We start from the raw sequence: 17452 nt of genomic DNA on the forward strand, positions 1-17452 counted from the left end.
ACTGGCTATACCCATGCCAGCAGCGCGGCTCAAGCACAAATAGAAATGATTCTCATTTATAATTCGGACAAGGTCGTGAACGATGGGCGGGCGCCAGCGCGCCGCGGGCAGTGGAGGAGGGCACAATGGACAGTTTGTATGGTATCGAGGAGAGCATCGCGCGCGAGCATCGCGTGCTGATGGGGGAGTACGGCCGCGCGCAGGCGCGTTGCAGTGCGCAGCTGGCTGTACAGGCGGCCCGCATCGCGCAGCTGGAGTCGGAATTGATGCGCGCGCGGGCGCAGGTGGTGATCCGCGATACGCAGCTGGCGCTGGTGCGCGACGAGCTGGCCGAACTGGCGGCCAGCGTGCCGGGCTTGCCGACGCGTGCCAGGCTGGCGCGCAAGGTCGAGTGGCTCAGCGAGCGCGTGCAGGACCTGATGCGCGAGCTGCTGCGCCTGCAGTGGCTGCCCGCGCCAGCCATGCAGGCCGACGTGCGCGAAAAAGCCGTGCTGTATGTGGGCAGCTATCTGGACCCGAATGCGGGCCAGCAGGCCGCCGGCGCCAACGTGGCGCAGCAGGCCATCGAGCAGGCGGGCGGGCGCTTCCTGCACCATGCGGGCGGCGACGACGGCGCCGACGACGCGGCGGCGCTGGAAGCGGGCCTGGTGGCGGCCGACCTGGTGATCTGCCAGACGGGCTGCGTCAGCCACGACGCCTATTGGCGCGTGCACGACCACTGCAAGCGCACGGGCAAGCAGTGCGTGCTGGTGGACCAGCCGCAAGCCATGCATTTCGTGCGCAAGGAGGCGCTGCTTACCTGACGCCGGTTTCTCCCTGGCCGAGTCCGATGCCGGCGTCGTATCCGACGCGCGCCGTTTCGCGCAGCAGGGTGGGCTGCGACAGGTGCTGGATCATGTGGCCGGCGCCGGGCAGCAAGGTCAGTTCGCTGTTGTCCAGCTCATCGTGCAGGCGCGCGGAATGGTAGCTGGCGCTGACGATCGCATCCTCGCGTCCGGCCACGATGGACACGGGCATGCGCAGTTCCGGGTAGTGTTTGCGCAGCACCGCCGCGCTCGGTATCATCATGGCCGTTTCTTCCGCCTCGGCGCGCAACTGGCCGGGCCGCAGCATCATCCACGGCGACAGGCGTTTGAAACTGTCCGGCACTGCCGAGGGCGCGAACGCGCGTTTGACCAGCAGGGGCCACATCAGGCGCCCCAGCAGCGGCGACACGGTATGGCTGAGTACGTCGCCGATGACGGGGATGGCCGGCGTTGCCGTGAGTACATCGAAGCGCACGCTGGGATAGTAGTAGCCGGAAGCGAGCACCAGGGCTTGCACCAGCTGCGGCTGCTGCAGGGCCATCGAGATCGCCACCAGGGTGCCCCACGAATGCGCCAGCACGACGGCGCGGTGTACGCCCAGCTGCTCGAGCGCGGCCGCCAGCAGCGCGGCCTGGGCGGCCGGCGTCCACAGCGTGCCGCGCGGCCGGCTGCTGTAGCCGAAACCGGGCCGGTCGAAGGCGATCACGCGGTGCGTGCGCGCCAGCTGCTCGAACAGGCCCGCATGGCGAAAATCCTCCGCGATCACGCCGTTTCCATGCAACAGCACGATGACGGGACCTTCACCCTGGCTCAGGTAGTGCAGGCGGGTGCCGTGCACATCGAGAAATTGGCCTGCCGGCGGATGCGCGCGCTCCGCCTGCCGGCTGCGGCTGCGGACCAACAGCCACGCCGCGCCCAGGGCCAGCGCACCGAAGGTCCAGCCCGTATGTGCCGACGCCGGCGCGCCCTTTGCCACCACCTTGTTGATGTCTTTGTTCATCTCTTGCTCCCGTGCGAGTGTGCCAGGCATCCATGATGCCCATGGCAGCCCGCTGGCGCGGTAGGCGCGCTGCGGTGCATGGCGTAGGAAAAAGGCCCGCTCGTCTTTGCCGCGTGGCGCTGCCCGGCGGAGCTTGAGGCACAATGGGCGCCTTGACTGTTGATGAAAGCGCCCATGCTGTCCCTGCAAATCGGTTCCCTGGCCCTGCCCACGGGCCTCGTCCTGCTGTTCGTTTCCCTGTGCGTCGCCTACGGCGTGGCGTGGTGGCTGCGCAGATCCCGCCAGTTGCCGGACGCCGGCCCCCTCGTTTCCGACATGCTGATCGCCGGCCTGCTGGCGGCGCGGCTGGCCTTCGTCTTGCGCTGGCACGAACAATACCTGGCGGCGCCCTGGTCCATCATCAATATCCGCGATGGCGGCTTCCTCGCGCCGGCCGGCATCGCGGCCGCGCTGGCCATTGCCGCGTGGCGCTGCCGGCGTCCCGCCATGGCGGCCATGCGCCGTCCGCTGGCCATCAGCGTGGCGGCCGGCGCGCTGGCCTGGGGCATGTTGAGCGCTGGGATCTCGCTCGCCTGGGACAAGCCGACGGCCTTGCCGGCCGTGGTCCTGCATGCGCTCGACGGCGCGCCAACGACCCTGGGGGCGCTGGCCGGCGGCAAGCCGCTGGTGGTGAACCTGTGGGCCAGCTGGTGTCCGCCATGCCGGCGCGAGATGCCCGTGCTGGCCGCCGCGCAGCAGGCGCGCGCCGATATCGCCTTCGTGTATGCGAACCAGCGCGAGGATGCGGTGGCGGCTGGTGCTTTCCTGGACAGGAGCGGCGTGACCCTGCGCAATGTGGTGCTCGACAGCGGGGCGGCGCTGGGCAAGGCGGCCGGTTCCTCGGCCCTGCCCACCACCCTGTTTTATGACGCGCGGGGGCGCCTGGTCGATACGCATCTGGGCGAACTGTCCGATGCCTCGCTGGCCAGCAAGCTGCAAAAGATCGCGCCTGCTCCTTGAGGCGGGTATGCCTTGTCGATGTAGCGTGGTGCTTTCTGATAGTATACCCCCCTATAGTATTTATCAGGGTGGAATCATGGGACACACGGCGCACAACAAGACGAAGCTGCTCAATCGCGTGAAGCGTATTCGGGGGCAGGTGGAAGGCCTGGAGCGGGGCCTGGAAGAGGGCCGCGACTGCGGCGAAGTGCTGCAGCTGATCGCCGCCGTGCGCGGCGCCGTCAATGGCCTGATGGCCGAAGTCATCGAAGAGCATTTGCGCGAGCACGTGGCCAGTCCCGATATCTCCGGCGACGAGCGGGCCAGGGGCGCCGACGACATCGCGGGCATCCTGCGCACCTACCTCAAATAAGGAGATCGTCATGAAAACGCAATCCCTCGGCGAAGACCTCTCCGCCTGGCAGCACGAACACGTTTTTGACAGCAGCAATGGCAAGGCCGAACGCCGCGCGCGCATCGTCATGTGGATTACCCTGGCCACCATGGTGCTGGAAATCGTCGCCGGCTGGTGGTACAACTCCATGGCCCTGCTGGCCGATGGCTGGCATATGAGTTCGCACGCGCTGGCCATCGGCCTGGCCGCGTTTGCGTATGCGGCCGCGCGCCGCTATGCGCGCGACCCCCGCTTTGCCTTCGGCACGTGGAAGATCGAGGTGCTGGCCGGCTATACGAGCGCCATCCTGCTGCTGGGCGTGGCCGTGCTGATGGTCGTGGCCTCGCTCGAGCGCCTGTTCTCGCCGCAGCCCATCCACTATCCGCAGGCGATGGCGGTGGCGGCCTTCGGCCTGGCGGTCAACCTCGTGTGCGCGCTGATCCTTGGCGGGCACCACGACCACGACCACCACCATGGCCATGGGCACGATCATCACGGCCACCACGACCACCATGGCCATGGCGAAGACCTGAACATGAAGGCCGCGTACATCCACGTGCTGGCCGATGCCGCCACGTCCGTGCTGGCCATCGTCGCGCTGGGCGGCGCTTGGGCTTACGGCTGGCAGTGGCTCGACCCCGTGATGGGCATCGCGGGCGCCGTGCTGGTGGCCCTGTGGGCGAAAAAGCTGATGCAGGAGACGGGCAAGGTCTTGCTGGACCGCGAGATGGACCACCCCGTCGTGGCGGAAATCCGCGAGGCCGTGGAAGTGGAAAGCGCCGGCGACACGCCGCGCATCGTCGACCTGCACGTGTGGCGAGTCGGCAAGCAGCTGTATTCCTGCGCCTTGTCCGTTGTCAGCCGCGATGCCGCATTGACGGCCGCCGAACTGCGCGCGCGCATCGGCATCCACGAGGAAATCGTCCACAGCACCATCGAGATTATTCGCCGGCCTTGACAATGATGGTGAAACAAGCCCGCTGATGCGGGGCGTAGGCAGTATAATGTCGGCTTTTACAGCACGCGCTGTTCACCAGACAGAGAAGAAAATGAGCACATTACCACCATGCCCGCAATGCAAATCCGAATTCACGTACGAAGACGGCAGCCAGTTGATCTGCCCTGAGTGCGCGCATGAATGGTCGGCCACGGCTGGCGAAGCGGTGGAGGAGGGCGCCAAGGTGTACCGCGATTCGGCCGGCAACATCCTGCAGGATGGCGACACGGTCAGCGTCATCAAGGACTTGAAATTGAAGGGCGGCGGCGGTGTCGTCAAGATGGGCACCAAGGTCAAGAACATCCGCCTGGTCGACAGCGACCACGATATCGACTGCAAGATCGACGGTTTCGGTTCCATGAGCCTGAAAACGGAATTCGTCAAGAAGGTCTAAGGCTTTTACCCCGTAACACGGCGCGCCGGTTTCATTCCGGCGCGCCGTTTTTTTATTCAGACGCCATGCAAATCGATACCATCCGCCAGCGCCTGCGCGCCTTGGGCGCCAAGCCCCTGCACGAACAGCGCGTGCTGCGCGACTGGATACAGGGGCAGCCGCACGACCAGGGCCGGCGCCGCGCCGAGGATTTTTTGCCGCTGCCCGTGCGCGAGGCCTTGCCCGCGCTCGATCTCGAATTGCAGGGCATGCTGAAGCTGATCAGCACCCATCCGGGCGCGGACGGTTCCGCGCGCCTGCTGGTGGGGTTGCACGATGGCCAGACGGTGGAAAGCGTGCTGCTGCCGCGCGATGGCTTGTGCGTATCGAGCCAGGTGGGTTGCGCCGTCGGCTGCCAGTTCTGCATGACGGGCCGCGACGGCTTGATCCGGCAAGTGACCAGCGGCGAGATCGTCGCGCAAGTGGTGCTGGCGCGCACCATGCGCCCCGTCAAAAAAGTCGTCTTCATGGGCATGGGCGAACCGGCGCATAACCTGAACAATGTGATGGAAGCGATCGAGCTGCTGGGAACCGAGGGTAATATCGGCCACAAGAACCTCGTGTTTTCCACCGTGGGCGACCCGCGCGCCTTCGAGCGCCTGCCGCAAGGTCGCGTCAAGCCGGCACTGGCCCTGTCGCTGCACACGACCAGGCCGGCGCTGCGCGAACAGCTGCTGCCGCGCGCGCCCAAATTATCCCCGCGTGAGCTGGTGGACTTCGGCGAATCGTATGCGCGCCTGACCGGCTACCCGGTGCAGTACCAATGGACCCTTATGGAAGGCGTCAACGATGGCGACGACGAGATGGATGGCATCGTCGAACTCCTGAAGGGCAAGTACGCGGTGCTCAACATGATCCCGTATAACACCATAGCCGACTTGCCGTTCAAGCGCCCCAGCTGGGAAAAGGCGCGCGCCATTGCCGCCGCCCTGCACGCGCGCGGCGTGCTGACCAAATTGCGCGATTCGGCCGGACAGGATGTGGAAGGCGGCTGCGGGCAGTTACGGGCGCGCGAAGCGAAAGGCAAGAAAGTGATCGAGATACACGCAGCGTAGAGCCGGGGTCAGACCCCCGGATACGTTGGCACTGAGCTTGACGCTAACAGTGTTGAGGGTCTGACCCCAGCCTTTGCCCTCGGGTTAAATCCCACCGAGCAAATCGTTTTCATTCAAGATTGCAAACGCGATCTCGGGGTGCGCGGCCAGGCAGCGGCGCACGGCGGCGGGAATGGCGGCGCGCGTCTTGCGGCACAGGCCGGGCCGCTCCAGCAGGCGGATCTGGAAGCCGCGCACGGTGCGCACTTCGCCGCTGCCCGGCGTAATCTGCAATTCCACGCCCAGGTTTTTCTTCAACAGCAGTTGCAGCTTCCGCAGCTGCGCATGGGTGGCGATGTCCTCGATGTGCGCGAGCAGGCGCTTTTCTTCCGTCAGGTTCAGGCGCAGGATGGACAGGTCCGCCTGCGCATCGCCGAGCAGGCGCTCGCGCTCACAGTCGCACAACTGCGGCGGACACTCCTTGCGGACTTCAAAGTCGACGATACGCATGTACGGCTTCCAATGGCGATTCCGGATAAATCAAGTATCGTCCGCCATCTGGCGCATGTCAATCAGCGCGGGCTGGCGATCAGGCGCGCCACAGGATCGGCCCTTGTTCGTTGACGTGCTGCGGCATGGCACACAATCGTGCCCGGCCTTGACCGCGTGTCTTGGCGCGCGCGCCGCCCTGTGTTGTAATGTTGATCATCCCGACTGAGCACGCAAGGCCATGAGAACCCGCATCAAGATCTGCTGTATCGCTTCCATCGACGAAGCGCAACTGGCCATTGCCGCCGGCGCCGACGCGCTGGGCCTGGTGGCGGCCATGCCGTCCGGCCCCGGTCCGATTCCCGACGCGCGCATCGCGCAGATCGCCGCCTGGACGCCGCCGCCCGTGGCCACGTTCCTGCTGACGTCCGAGACGACGGCGCAAGCCATCGCCGAACACGTGCGCGCCACGCAGCCGTCCACCGTGCAGATCGTTGGCCATATCGACCCGGGCGAAGTCGAGGAACTGGCGCGCTTGCTGCCGCACGTGCGGCGCGTGCAGGTGATCCACGTGGAAGGGCCGGAGGCGCTGGACCTGATTCCCGCCTACGCGCCCCACGTCCATGCTTTCCTGCTCGATTCGGGCCGTCCCGGCGCGGCGGTGCCGGAACTGGGCGGCACGGGCCGCACGCACGACTGGTCCGTCAGCGCGCGCTTCGTGCGCGCCAGCCCCCGTCCCGTTTTCCTGGCCGGTGGGCTGGACGACACCAATGTGATGGACGCGCTGCGCCAGGTGCGCCCCTACGGCATCGACCTGTGCTCGCGCGTGCGCACGGATGGCCAGCTCGATGTCATGAAGCTGGCCTTGCTGATGGCGGCCGTGCGCGACGTCGATGCGGCGCTGTATGCGGAAGGCTAGAGTGTATTCATCTCGCGCACGAACGCTTCCGTAAACGCGGCCACCATGCCCCCGGCCGCGCGCGGCGAGATCAGGCCGACGACGGAGTGCGATTCCTCGTCCGGCAGGGCGATGAAACGCACGCCCGGCGGCGCCACCAGGCGCATGCTGTCGGGGACGATGGCGATACCCATATTGGCCTCGATCAGGTTCAGCTGCGACGTCTTGCGCGACAGGGCGCGCGCCGCCTTCGGAAAGAAACCCTGCGCCAGGCACAGGCCCGCCACCAGGTAGCTGAGGCCTCCGCGGTCCTTGTGCGGGATCGAGACGAACGCTTCGTCGCGCAGGGCGGCAATCGTCGTGCGCTCCAGCGCGGCCAGCGGTGATATCGCCGACACGGCCACCACCAGCTTTTCCGCAAACAGTTCGCGCACGACGATGTTGGCGTGTTTGCGCAGGGTGGGCAGGCGCACGAGGCCCAGGTCGGCGCGGCCTTCCTCGATATCAAACGCCTGGTTTTCCGACGATCCCTTCGACACATCGAGCGAAACGCCGGGGAACTGCGCCAGCAGGCGGTTCAGCACGGCGCCGATGGCGGGTGTGAGGGTGACGGAGCTCGAATGCAGCAGGCGGATGATGCCTTGCGCGCCTTGTCCCACGTGGCGCGTCTGGCGCACGGTTTCGTCGATGTCGTCGAGGATGCGCTTTGCCCGCTCATAAAAGACCTGTCCCGCGGGCGTCAGCTCGATATGGCGCGCGTCGCGCGTCAGCAGCAGCGCTTGTACCTCGCCTTCCAGCTCCTTGATTTGCCGGCTCAGGGCCGATTGCGCGATGTACAGCTTTTCCGCCGCGCGCGAGTAGCTGCCCGCATCGACGACTTCGACAAAGTAGCGGAACTGTCTGATGGAAATCAATCGTATGCCTTTTCGAGATCGGAGACTGCCTGATTTGATATTGGCCCGGCGCCGCCATTCGCGCTACAGTGGCCTGGTCTGCTGTCACTGCAAAGGAAAGACCATGCTGGAATTGATCGGGGTGCTGGGACTGCTCGTCAGTATTATCGTAAAACTGATTTTCGTCCAGATCGGCGCGGCTGATGACGGTAAAGAGGATTGATAGGGAATCAACCCAACAGCGTGAAGCTGGGGTCGGTTCCTTCGGAATCGGAATACGGTCTATCAGACCGTATTCCCCCGCCGGGTCTGACCCCGGATTGTCGCTAACATTGCCACGAAATTTTGCGGAGTCTCCACGGCTTGCAAATGACAATTCAATGCCACCCCATCCCACTCCGCCAACTGCTTGCCCGCGCACTTGAGCGCCGCCTCGCGCGCCGTCCATGCCTGCGCCAGGCGCAGCGGGCGCTGGTTGGCAGGGCAGGCGGCCAGCTCCTGCGCCACCTGCGGCCCCAGGTAATCGCGTGCCAGATGGAACCAGTCGGCAATGTCCTGCACCCGCATCACGTCGATGCCGACGGGCCCATACAGGCCGATGGCGGCCAGCGACAGTCCCTCGTCATGGCTGAACGACAGACCCACTGATCGTCCGGCCAGCAGCAAGCGGGGAGGAGTACCCGGCGTCGACTCCACGGAAATCGCCTCGATGTCCAGGTTTTGCCACTGCGCCGCCGCTTCGCGTACGGCCTGGCGCAGGTGCGCGCGCGCTTCCGTGCGGGATGGCGGCGGCACGATGCCGATCGCCAGCATGCCGTCTCTTGACAAGAGCACCGTAAAATCCATCAGCTGCAATCAGCTACGCAAAGGCGCGGCCGGGCAGCCCGCCCAGTTGCTGCCGGCGGGGATGTGTTCGCCCTTCATCACCAGGGTCAATGGTCCCAGGCGCGCGTTGTCGCCCACCTTGGCGCTGTACAGCACGGAGCTGCGCGGGCCCATGTAGACGCGCTGGCCGATGTCCACGTGGTCGATCTTCATCACGCGGTCTTCGAACAAATGCGTTTGCGGGCAGGTCAGCGCGTTCAGTTCGCTGTAGTCGCCGATGTGCACGCAGTCGAATTCCGTGATGTCCGTCGTGTCCATGTAGACGCCGCGGCCGATCTTGCAGCCGAACAGCCGAAAGGCCAGCGGCAGCCACGGCGTGCCGCGCAGGTAGCGCATGAAGTTGGGTACGGCGATGCCTTCATACAGATTGGTCACGCCTTCCGAAATCCACACGAACGGCGTCCACATGGGCGCCGCATGCTTGCGGTAGCGTCCCAGCAGCAGCCACTTGAACAGCACGACCACCAGGAAATTGCCGATGCCGTAGGCCAGGCCGGCAATCGCCAGGTCGCTCACCACTTCGCCCCAGCGTCCCGCGCCCGCGATCGGCATCACGTCCAGTACCAGGGTGTAGCCGACGGCGATCACCACGGCGTGTGGCGCGACGATGCGGAAGGCTTCAATCAGGCTGCGGCCCAGGCGGCGCAACAGTGACGGCTTGAACGTCAGGTGTTCGGCAAAGCCGCTGACCTGTTCGCGCGCGGGCAAGTGCATGGGCGGGGAGCCGAGCCACGTATCGCCGCTGTGCATCTGTTCATTGCGTGGCGCATGCGTGTGCACGCCGATCAGCACGTGCTCGGGCAGCACCGTGCCGTCCGGGATATAGCTGCCGTTGCCGACGAAGCTGCGGTGCGAGACGACGGTGGGACGCATGGTCATCCAGCCGCCATCGATCTGCTCGTCGCCCAGCATGACGGCGTCGGCGATGAAAGTGTCGTCGCCCAGAGTCAGCATGTCTGGCACCACGCCCAGGGCCGTGGAAATCTCGGCGCCCTTGCCCACCTTGGCGCCCAGCAGGCGGTACCAGTACGGCGCGTACACGGTGGCGTAGATGCCGTGCAGGACGTTCAGGCTCGATTCCTGGATATGGCTGACCAGCCACTTGGCGCAATAGATATTGCTGTGCACGGGTGAGCTGCCCGGCTTCAAGCGGGGCAGCGCGCCCCAGCGGATGGCGGCCGACAGCAGGGCGGTGAGCACGATCAGCACGGCGCTGGCGGGGAAGGCCAGCAGGAAGTAGCGGGCCAGCTGGGTCGTCACGTCGCGTCCCTGCAGCCACGGCATCATTTCGCGCTCGTCGAACCAGTCGATCAGCACGAAGCTGGGGAAGACGGGCATGAAGAACAGCACGGCGATCAAAACCATGCCGAAGCAGAAGAACACGGTTTCGCTTGTCAGACGCAGGCGCGAGACGGCGGGGCGCGGCGGCTGGCTGGCCACGTCAAACGCGCCGCTGTCGCGCGCGGGCGAGCCCGTGTATACGCGGCCAGCCGGCACCGCCGCGCCATCGGCCAGCGCCGACTGGCCTTCCAGGTGGCCAAACGCGCCCACCGTGGTATTGCCCTCCATGATCGCGTAAGAGCTGATGCAGGCATCGTCGCCGATGTCGATCCGGCCCAGCAGCAAACGGCCCCGCTCGACCCGGGCGTTTTCAAAGTTGACGGCATTGCCCACGCTGACGTTGTCGCCGATGGACAGCAGGTCGGGCGCGCGCAGGGTCATCGAGCCGATGACGACTTCCTTGCCCACTTTCGCGCCGAGCGCGCGCAGCCACCAGCTGTTCAGGGACGAGCCGCTGAGCAGGTAGGCGGGCGCCGATTCGATCAGTCGGTCGGCCAGCCACCAGCGGTAGTAAGTGACGCCCCACAGCGGATAGCTGCCCGGTTTCAGACGCCCGGCGATCAGCCACTTGCCGGCAATCGCAATGGCAAATTCGGCCAGGGTCGCCAGCAGGAACACGGCGATCGAGGCGGCGATGGCGCGCGGCACGGTGTCGCCCGTGTCGCCCGTGAAGAAGTGATAGGTGAAGAAGGGCGCCATCCACTGCGCCATGCGCAGGGTGACGAGGCCCGGCACGGCCGCCGCCTGGGCCGCGCCGCAGGTCCAGCGCTTCAGGGCCGACGGCGGCGTCCATTGCGCTTCCGGCGTGGCCAGCGCGGGCGCCTCATTGAGCACGGCGGCGATCTTGCCGACCTGCCGGTTCTGGTAAATGTCGCGCACCGTCATGTGGGCGTAGGCCGGATCGGCGCGCAGGGCGGATGCCAGGCGCGCGGCCAGGAAGGAGTGGCCACCGAGGTCGCTGAAAAAGTCCAGCTGGCGCAAGATCGCCTGGCCCGGGAACAGCTTGGCCAGTGCCGCGAACAGGGCCGCTTCGGCCGGCGTTTCCGGCACGTCCGATACACCCGCCTCGCCGGCCGGCGGGGCGGACAGCGGCATGGCCTTCAACGCCTTCCGGTCGATCTTGCCCGAGGTCAGGCGCGGCATCAGCGGCAGCAATTCAAAACGCCCCGGCACCATGTAGGGCGGCAGGTGCAGGTTCAAGGCCGCGCGCAGGGTTTTCACGGCCAGGGCGTCGGCCGGCGCATCGTCGCTGCCGACGATGTAGGCCACCAGCTGGTCGATGCCGTCATCCTTGCGCAGCAAGACGGCCGCCGTGCCCACGCCCGGTTGCTGCGCCAGCACGGCTTCGATCTCGCCCAGTTCCACGCGGAAGCCGCGGATTTTGACCTGGTCGTCGGCGCGGCCCAGGCACAGGACCTGGCCGTCGGCATCGATGCGGGCCAGGTCGCCCGTGCGGTACAGGCGCGCGTCATCGGGGCCCGTGCTCCAGGGATTGGGCAGGAATTTTTCCACCGTCAGGTCGGGCCGGCCCAGGTAGCCCTCGGCCAGGCCGGGGCCGATGATGCACAATTCTCCCGTCTCGCCGCGCGCCAGCAAGGTCAAGGGACGGTTTTCTCCCGGCTCGGCCACCTGCAGCACCAGCAAGCCGTAGTTGGGCAGCGGCGTGCCGATGGTCACCGGTTCGCCGGGCCGCAGGCGCGCCAGGCTGCACGAGACGGTTGCCTCCGTGGGACCATAGGTGTTGAACATGGCGCGGCCGGGGCGCGACCAGCGCTCGACGAGCGACTCCGGGCACATCTCGCCGCCCAGGTTGATCAGGCGCAGGCTCGGCACTTCTTCCGCGAACAGGGCCAGCAAGGTCGGCACGGCGTGCAGAACGGTGACCTTGTTGTCGGCCAGCGCGCGCGGCAAGGCTTCCGGGTCGCCCGAAATCTCCTTGGGACCCAGCCACAGCGTGGCGCCCACCAGGTAGGCGATCCAGATTTCCTCGAACGACATGTCGAAGGCGACGGAAAAGCCCTGGTAGACGGTGTCGGATTGCCTCACTTCCAGCACGGCGTTTTCGCTGCGCAGGAAGTGGCAGATGCTGCGCTGATTGATCAATATGCCCTTGGGCTTGCCCGTGGAACCGGACGTGTAGATCACGTAGGCCGGATGTTCGGGCAGCACGGTTGCGCGCGCTGGCAGCAGTTCGCCCGCTGCGGCGGGGGCCAGCAGGCTTTCCGCCGTCCACACGGGACGCCGGACGCCAGCCTGCTCCAGGCGCGGCGCGAATTGCGCGCAGCTGACGACACCAAAGCCATTGGCATCATCGAGGCACACCTGCAGGCGCTCGACGGGCGTGTCTTCATCGACGGGCAGCCAGGCGGCGCCCGCCTTGGCGATGGCCGCCTGCATCAGCAGCAGATGGGCGCCGCGCGGCAGCCACAGGCCCACGATGTCGCCGGGCTTGATGCCGGCCGCCACCAGGCGCGCCGCGGCCAAGCTGGCTTGCGCATCGAGTTCCGCATACGTGATGCGGCGCCCGCCATCGATCAGGGCGATTTGCTCGGGGCAGCGGCGGGCCGTCGCTTCCAGCAGGTCGGCCAGTACTTCCTCGCGCAGCAGATCCCGTCGCGGCGGGCCGTACAGGATGTCGGCGTGGGTGGAAGGGATGCATGGACTGACTGCGGTGAAATCGTTCATGAGTGACGCTTATCTGTAATGCGGAGTGAGGAATCTGATGGACTGCGCATGGCACGCGGCACAGTTGATACATTACAGTACGCAAGACATTTCAGCGTTGCAGATCGGGGAATTTTGTGAAGCTTTCAGCAATTTTGGGGCCGCAGGATCAACTGCCATGATTACGGAATGTAAATCGCGGAAACATGGCGCCGATTTGCGCCAAAGTCGCCGCCGCCGGATAGCCGTGCAAGGGGCGGCCGGACAGCGCCGCGTCCGCGCAGCCTTCGGCGCGGAACTGCTGCAGCACGTAGTTGTCGACGCCTTTCGCGGCCAGGGTGGCGGCCAGGGCCAGCAACTGCTCGTCCGGCAGCAGGTCGGGGTGGGTGGTGGTGCGGCATTCGTAGGCCACGCCGCTGGCGAGGATGGCATCGAGGCAGGCGCGCGCCGGGTCGCCGCTGCCGGCCACGCGGGTCACATGACGATAGTCGGCGAACGGCGCCTTGATGTCGAAGCCGACCCAGTCGGCCAGGGGCAGCACTTCCCGCAGGCGCTGCGGATAGATGCAGGCCGTGTGCAGGCCGATGCCGAAACCCAGTGCCCTGACGTCCTGCATGGCGCGCGCCAGCGCCGGATCCATGCACGCTTCGCCGCCGCTGAAGACGACGGCGTCGACCAGGCCGACGCGGCGGCGCAGCCAGGTCAGTACGTCCTGCCAGGGCATGGCGCCTTCCGGCGTGCGCGCCTGCAGGTGCGGATTGTGGCAATAGCCGCAGCGCCAGGGGCAGCCCTGCACGAAGACCACGGCCGCCAGCTTGCCCGGATAGTCGTTGGCGGAAAAGGGCGTCAGGCCGCCCACTTTCAACTCAGCCATGGCAGGCGGGCTGGCCTACCAGGGCGCTCGCTTCCGTAAAATACCGGCGCTCGTGGAATTCGCCCTGCTTGCCGATGTTGAACGAGGCGACGGGACGGTGGTAGCCCATCACGCGCGTCCAGATTTCGCAGCGCTGGCGTTCCGTATCGAGCAGGGTGATGGCGGGAGTGAAGTCGGGACGTGCGTTCATGGCGTTTCCTTGAGTGGGTGGGCGAGATCGGACTGCTTGCGGGCGATCAGTTCCGCGTCGCAGGTGGGACAGAATTCATGTTTGCCGGCCAGGTAGCCGTGGCGCGGGCAGATGGAAAACGTGGGCGTGACGGTGATGTAGGGCAGCGAGAAGCGGCTCAGCGCGCGTTTCACCAGCTCGCGGCAGGCGTTCGCGTCGGACAGCGCTTCCGTCATGTACAGGTGCAGCACCGTGCCGCCCGTGTACTTGCGCTGCAGCGCGTCCTGCAATTCCAGCGCTTCGAACGGGTCGTCGGTATGGCCGACGGGCAGCTGCGACGAATTCGTGTAATACGGATTGTCGACCGTGCCCGCCTGCAGGATGGCGGGATAGCGCTTGCGGTCTTCGCGGGCGAAGCGGTACGTCGTGCCTTCGGCCGGCGTCGCTTCCAGGTTGTACATATGGCCCGTCTCTTCCTGGAACTGCACCATGCGCGCGCGCACGTGGTCGAGCAGGCGCACGGCCAGCGCATGGCCTTCCGGCGCCGTGATGTCGTAAGCGTTGCCGCTGAAGTTGCGGATCATCTCGTTGATGCCGTTCACGCCCAGGGTGGAAAAGTGATTGCGCAGGGTACCCAGGTAGCGTTTCGTGTACGGGAACAGGCCTTGCTGCATCAGTTCCTCGATGGTGCGGCGCTTGATTTCCAGGCTGGTCTTGCCCAGTTCCAGCAGGCGGTCCAGGTCCGCCATCAACGCTGGCTCGTCGCCGCGCCACAAGTGGCCCAGGCGCGCGCAGTTGATGGTGACCACGCCCAAGGAACCCGTCTGCTCGGCGGAACCGAACAGGCCATTGCCCCGTTTGAGCAGCTCGCGCAAGTCCAGCTGCAAGCGGCAGCACATGGAACGTATCATGTTCGGCTTGAGTTCCGAATTGATGAAGTTCTGGAAGTAGGGCAGGCCGTAGCGGGCCGTCATCTCGAACAGGCGTTCCGCGTTGTCGCTATGCCAGTCGAAGTCCTCGGTGATGTTGTAGGTGGGGATGGGGAAGGTGAAGACCCGGCCCTTGGCGTCGCCCGCCATCATGATCTCGATATAGGCGCGGTTGATCATGTCCATTTCCGCCTGCAGCTCGCCATAGCTGAAGTCCATTTCCTGGCCGGCGATGACGGGAATCTGCTCGCGCAAATCGTCCGGGCAGACCCAGTCGAAAGTGAGGTTGGTGAACGGCGTCTGCGTGCCCCAGCGCGATGGCACGTTGAGGTTGAAGATCAGCTCCTGCATGTACTGGCGTACGTCTTCGTAGCGCAGGCTGTCCTTGCGGATGTAGGGCGCCATGTAAGTGTCGAAGGAGCTGAACGCCTGCGCGCCCGCCCACTCGTTTTGCAGGGTGCCGAGGAAATTGACGATCTGGCCAATGGCGCTCGACATGTGTTTCGGCGGACCCGATTCGATCTTGCCCGGCACGCCATTCAAGCCTTCGTGCAGCAGGGTACGCAGCGACCAGCCGGCGCAATAGCCGGCCAGCATGTCGAGATCGTGGATGTGCAGCGCCGCTTCGCGGTGCGCCGCGCCCACTTCCGGCGGATACACCTGGTCCAGCCAGTAGTTGGCGATGACCTTGCCCGACACGTTGAGTATCAGACCGCCCAGCGAGTAACCCTGGTTGGCGTTGGCGTTGACACGCCAGTCGCGCCGGTCCAGGTATTCATTGATGGACGCGGCGACATCGACCTGGCCGCGCGTGGATGGAACTGCATTTGTCGTCATGAAACCTCCAATAAACACAACATGCGGTGTTTTTATGGAGATTAATCACTAAATATAGTGGCGTCAAAGGGCGCGTGCAGTTGCGTGACGAATCCTTGATGCAGGTGAAGAAAGCGCGTCAGCGGCTTTTTTTCACGCGGCCCAGGCGCGGGATGAAGCAGCTCAGGCCAAAGTACATGGCGCCGCAGACGGCGATGCTGACGACGGAGGCGGGCAGCACGTGCGCCCAGATTTCCCGTGCCGAGAAGGTGCTCCAGCTGGCCACGCGCGCGTCGAACGTGACGTAGTTCGCCAGCAGCCAGTACGCGGCCAGCAGGCCCGTGCAGATGCCGGCCTGGCGCAGCACGGGCATGGCGCGGCGCGCGAAGACGGCTTGCAGGAACAGCAGCAGCACGCCGGCCCAGACGCCCAGCGCCTCGGGCGAGAGCACGGAGAGCGCCCCGGCGTCGTAGCCGTCGGCGGGCGAAGCCCACTGTATTTGCAGCACGGTGAGGAATAGGGTGAGCAGGAATAGCAGCAGCGGTTTGCGGGGCATGGCGGGCAATCGGTGAGGGAGAAAAGTGGGGCATTTTACAGCCAGGTCAAGCAAGTTGAACGCGCGCCGGCCATGCATGCATTCCTTCACCTGCGTCAAGGACTGGGCGGTATGGGCGGGGCTATAGTCTGCACCCTGAGCCGATACAGGACTGTGAACACCATGATGCTTGAATCAACCACCGCCACCCGCGTGGCCGGACCGCTGGAACTGGTCTGCCCCGCCGGCAGCCTGCCTGCCCTGAAGGCGGCCATCGACAATGGCGCCGATACCGTTTACCTGGGTTTTCGCGACGCCACCAATGCGCGCAATTTCGCCGGCCTCAATTTCGACGAGAAGGCCATCGCCGAGGGCGTGCGCTACGCCCACCAATATGGACGCAAGGTGCTGCTGGCGCTGAACACCTATCCGCAGCCGCATAACTGGGCCGTGTGGCGCAGCGCCATCGACCGCGCCGCGCAGGCCGGCATCGACGCCATGATCGTGGCAGATCCCGGCCTGATGGCGTATGCAAGCGAGCACCACCCGCAGCTGCGTTTGCACCTGTCCGTGCAGGGTTCGGCCACCAACTACGAAGCGATCAATTTTTACCATGAACACTTCGGCATCGCCCGCGCCGTGCTGCCGCGCGTGCTGTCGATGGCGCAGGTCGAGCAACTGATCGCCAAGACGGAAGTCGAGATCGAGGTCTTCGGCTTCGGCAGCCTGTGCGTGATGGTCGAAGGGCGCTGCGCGCTGTCGTCGTATGCGACGGGCGAGGCGCCGAACACGCACGGCGTGTGCTCGCCGGCGAAATCCGTGCGCTGGCTGGAAACGCCGAACGGCCTCGAATCGCGCCTGAACGGCGTGCTGATCGACCGCTACGCACCGGGCGAAAACGCCAGCTATCCGACCCTGTGCAAGGGGCGTTTCGAAGTCAACGACGAAGAGTATTACGCGATCGAGGAGCCGGCCAGCCTGAATACGCTGGCGCTGCTGCCGCAGCTGATCGCCATGGGCGTGCGCGCCGTGAAGATCGAAGGACGCCAGCGCAGCCCCGCCTACGTGGCGCAGGTGACGCGCGTGTGGCGCGAAGCGATCGACGCCTGCCGCGAAGGCAACGCGCGCTATGCCGTCAAGCCGGCCTGGATGGCGTCCATGGACAAGCTGGCCGAAGGCCAGCAGCACACCCTCGGCGCTTACCATAGATCTTGGAAATAGCAAAACCTACTGCGCGTCCCGGGGCGTGGCCTGCGATGCTCGCTGTGCTCTAGCTCAGCTGCGCTTCTCGGCCGCGCCGCGAACCGCTCGCTACGG

General features: G+C 65.7%; 17 protein-coding genes. 8 read left to right on the plus strand and 9 right to left on the minus strand.

Translation table 11 applies throughout. The features are described 5' to 3' along the window. The first annotated feature begins 125 nt into the window (after window positions 1-125). Complete coding sequence (locus tag IGS55_RS12900; RefSeq protein WP_329958142.1) at window positions 126-803, plus strand: DUF2325 domain-containing protein; 678 nt, start codon at window positions 126-128, stop codon at window positions 801-803. Here IGS55_RS12900 and IGS55_RS12905 read toward each other — a convergent pair. Further along, window positions 796-1806, minus strand: a complete 1011-nt coding sequence (locus tag IGS55_RS12905; RefSeq protein ID WP_230517436.1) for an alpha/beta fold hydrolase — start codon at window positions 1804-1806, stop codon at window positions 796-798. The two genes, IGS55_RS12900 and IGS55_RS12905, sit on opposite strands and share 8 nt — an antisense overlap. A 174-nt stretch (window positions 1807-1980) precedes the next feature. Between IGS55_RS12905 and IGS55_RS12910 the strand changes: the two genes are divergently transcribed. The 5 genes from IGS55_RS12910 to IGS55_RS12930 all read left to right on the plus strand — a co-directional run bounded on the left by IGS55_RS12910 (window position 1981) and on the right by IGS55_RS12930 (window position 5663). Further along, window positions 1981-2805 carry a TlpA disulfide reductase family protein gene (locus IGS55_RS12910; RefSeq protein WP_230517437.1) on the plus strand — a complete coding sequence of 275 codons (825 nt, stop codon included), beginning with the start codon at window positions 1981-1983 and terminating at the stop codon, window positions 2803-2805. Between the two features lie 76 nt (window positions 2806-2881). After that, a complete protein-coding gene (locus IGS55_RS12915) occupies window positions 2882-3157 on the plus strand; it encodes a metal/formaldehyde-sensitive transcriptional repressor (protein ID WP_034784058.1) in 276 nt (91 codons plus the stop codon). Between the two features lie 10 nt (window positions 3158-3167). Next, the gene (gene dmeF, locus IGS55_RS12920; protein ID WP_230517438.1) at window positions 3168-4136 is read left to right on the plus strand and encodes a CDF family Co(II)/Ni(II) efflux transporter DmeF; all 969 of its coding nucleotides are present in this window, start codon (window positions 3168-3170) and stop codon (window positions 4134-4136) included. A 91-nt stretch (window positions 4137-4227) separates the two neighbouring features. After that, entirely contained in the window at window positions 4228-4569 is a 342-nt protein-coding gene (locus IGS55_RS12925) for a zinc ribbon domain-containing protein YjdM (protein ID WP_034756972.1), read from the plus strand. A 65-nt stretch (window positions 4570-4634) separates the two neighbouring features. Then, window positions 4635-5663 (plus strand): RNA methyltransferase, encoded by a 1029-nt coding sequence (locus IGS55_RS12930; protein ID WP_230517439.1) that lies wholly within the window; start codon window positions 4635-4637, stop codon window positions 5661-5663. 84 nt (window positions 5664-5747) lie between these two features. Here IGS55_RS12930 and IGS55_RS12935 read toward each other — a convergent pair whose 3' ends face one another. Next, complete coding sequence (locus IGS55_RS12935; protein WP_230517440.1) at window positions 5748-6152, minus strand: hypothetical protein; 405 nt, start codon at window positions 6150-6152, stop codon at window positions 5748-5750. Between the two features lie 220 nt (window positions 6153-6372). On the opposite strand from IGS55_RS12935, the gene IGS55_RS12940 reads away from it, so the two are divergent. Then, the gene (locus IGS55_RS12940; protein WP_230517441.1) at window positions 6373-7050 is read left to right on the plus strand and encodes a phosphoribosylanthranilate isomerase; all 678 of its coding nucleotides are present in this window, start codon (window positions 6373-6375) and stop codon (window positions 7048-7050) included. On the opposite strand, the gene IGS55_RS12945 is transcribed toward IGS55_RS12940, so the two are convergent. From IGS55_RS12945 to IGS55_RS12970, 7 genes are all read right to left on the minus strand, one after another. After that, window positions 7047-7943 (minus strand): LysR family transcriptional regulator, encoded by an 897-nt coding sequence (locus IGS55_RS12945; protein ID WP_230517442.1) that lies wholly within the window; start codon window positions 7941-7943, stop codon window positions 7047-7049. The genes IGS55_RS12940 and IGS55_RS12945 overlap by 4 nt on opposite strands. Before the next feature lie 264 nt (window positions 7944-8207). Next, complete coding sequence (locus IGS55_RS12950; RefSeq protein WP_230517443.1) at window positions 8208-8735, minus strand: 4'-phosphopantetheinyl transferase family protein; 528 nt, start codon at window positions 8733-8735, stop codon at window positions 8208-8210. Between the two features lie 42 nt (window positions 8736-8777). Then, on the minus strand, window positions 8778-12833 hold the full coding sequence (locus IGS55_RS12955) for a Pls/PosA family non-ribosomal peptide synthetase (protein WP_230517444.1): 4056 nt from the start codon (window positions 12831-12833) through the stop codon (window positions 8778-8780). Window positions 12834-12981: 148 nt separating this feature from the next. Next, window positions 12982-13686: an anaerobic ribonucleoside-triphosphate reductase activating protein gene (locus tag IGS55_RS12960; protein WP_230517445.1), complete on the minus strand. Its 705-nt coding sequence runs from the start codon at window positions 13684-13686 to the stop codon at window positions 12982-12984. Beyond that, complete coding sequence (gene nrdD, locus IGS55_RS27885; RefSeq protein WP_268991939.1) at window positions 13679-13876, minus strand: anaerobic ribonucleoside-triphosphate reductase; 198 nt, start codon at window positions 13874-13876, stop codon at window positions 13679-13681. The genes IGS55_RS12960 and nrdD overlap by 8 nt, the downstream gene beginning before the upstream one ends. Continuing rightward, window positions 13873-15621 (minus strand): ribonucleoside triphosphate reductase, encoded by a 1749-nt coding sequence (locus tag IGS55_RS12965; RefSeq protein ID WP_268991940.1) that lies wholly within the window; start codon window positions 15619-15621, stop codon window positions 13873-13875. The genes nrdD and IGS55_RS12965 overlap by 4 nt, the downstream gene beginning before the upstream one ends. Window positions 15622-15739: 118 nt before the next feature. Then, the gene (locus IGS55_RS12970) at window positions 15740-16156 is read right to left on the minus strand and encodes a hypothetical protein (RefSeq protein WP_230517446.1); all 417 of its coding nucleotides are present in this window, start codon (window positions 16154-16156) and stop codon (window positions 15740-15742) included. 162 nt (window positions 16157-16318) lie between these two features. Here IGS55_RS12970 and ubiU point away from each other — a divergent pair, with 162 nt between their 5' ends. Then, window positions 16319-17356 (plus strand): ubiquinone anaerobic biosynthesis protein UbiU, encoded by a 1038-nt coding sequence (ubiU, locus tag IGS55_RS12975; RefSeq protein WP_413774577.1) that lies wholly within the window; start codon window positions 16319-16321, stop codon window positions 17354-17356. Window positions 17357-17452: the final 96 nt, after the last annotated feature.

It is taken from the genome of Janthinobacterium sp. EB271-G4-3-2 (genome assembly GCF_020858035.1).
Lineage (GTDB): Bacteria > Pseudomonadota > Gammaproteobacteria > Burkholderiales > Burkholderiaceae_D > Janthinobacterium > Janthinobacterium aestuarii.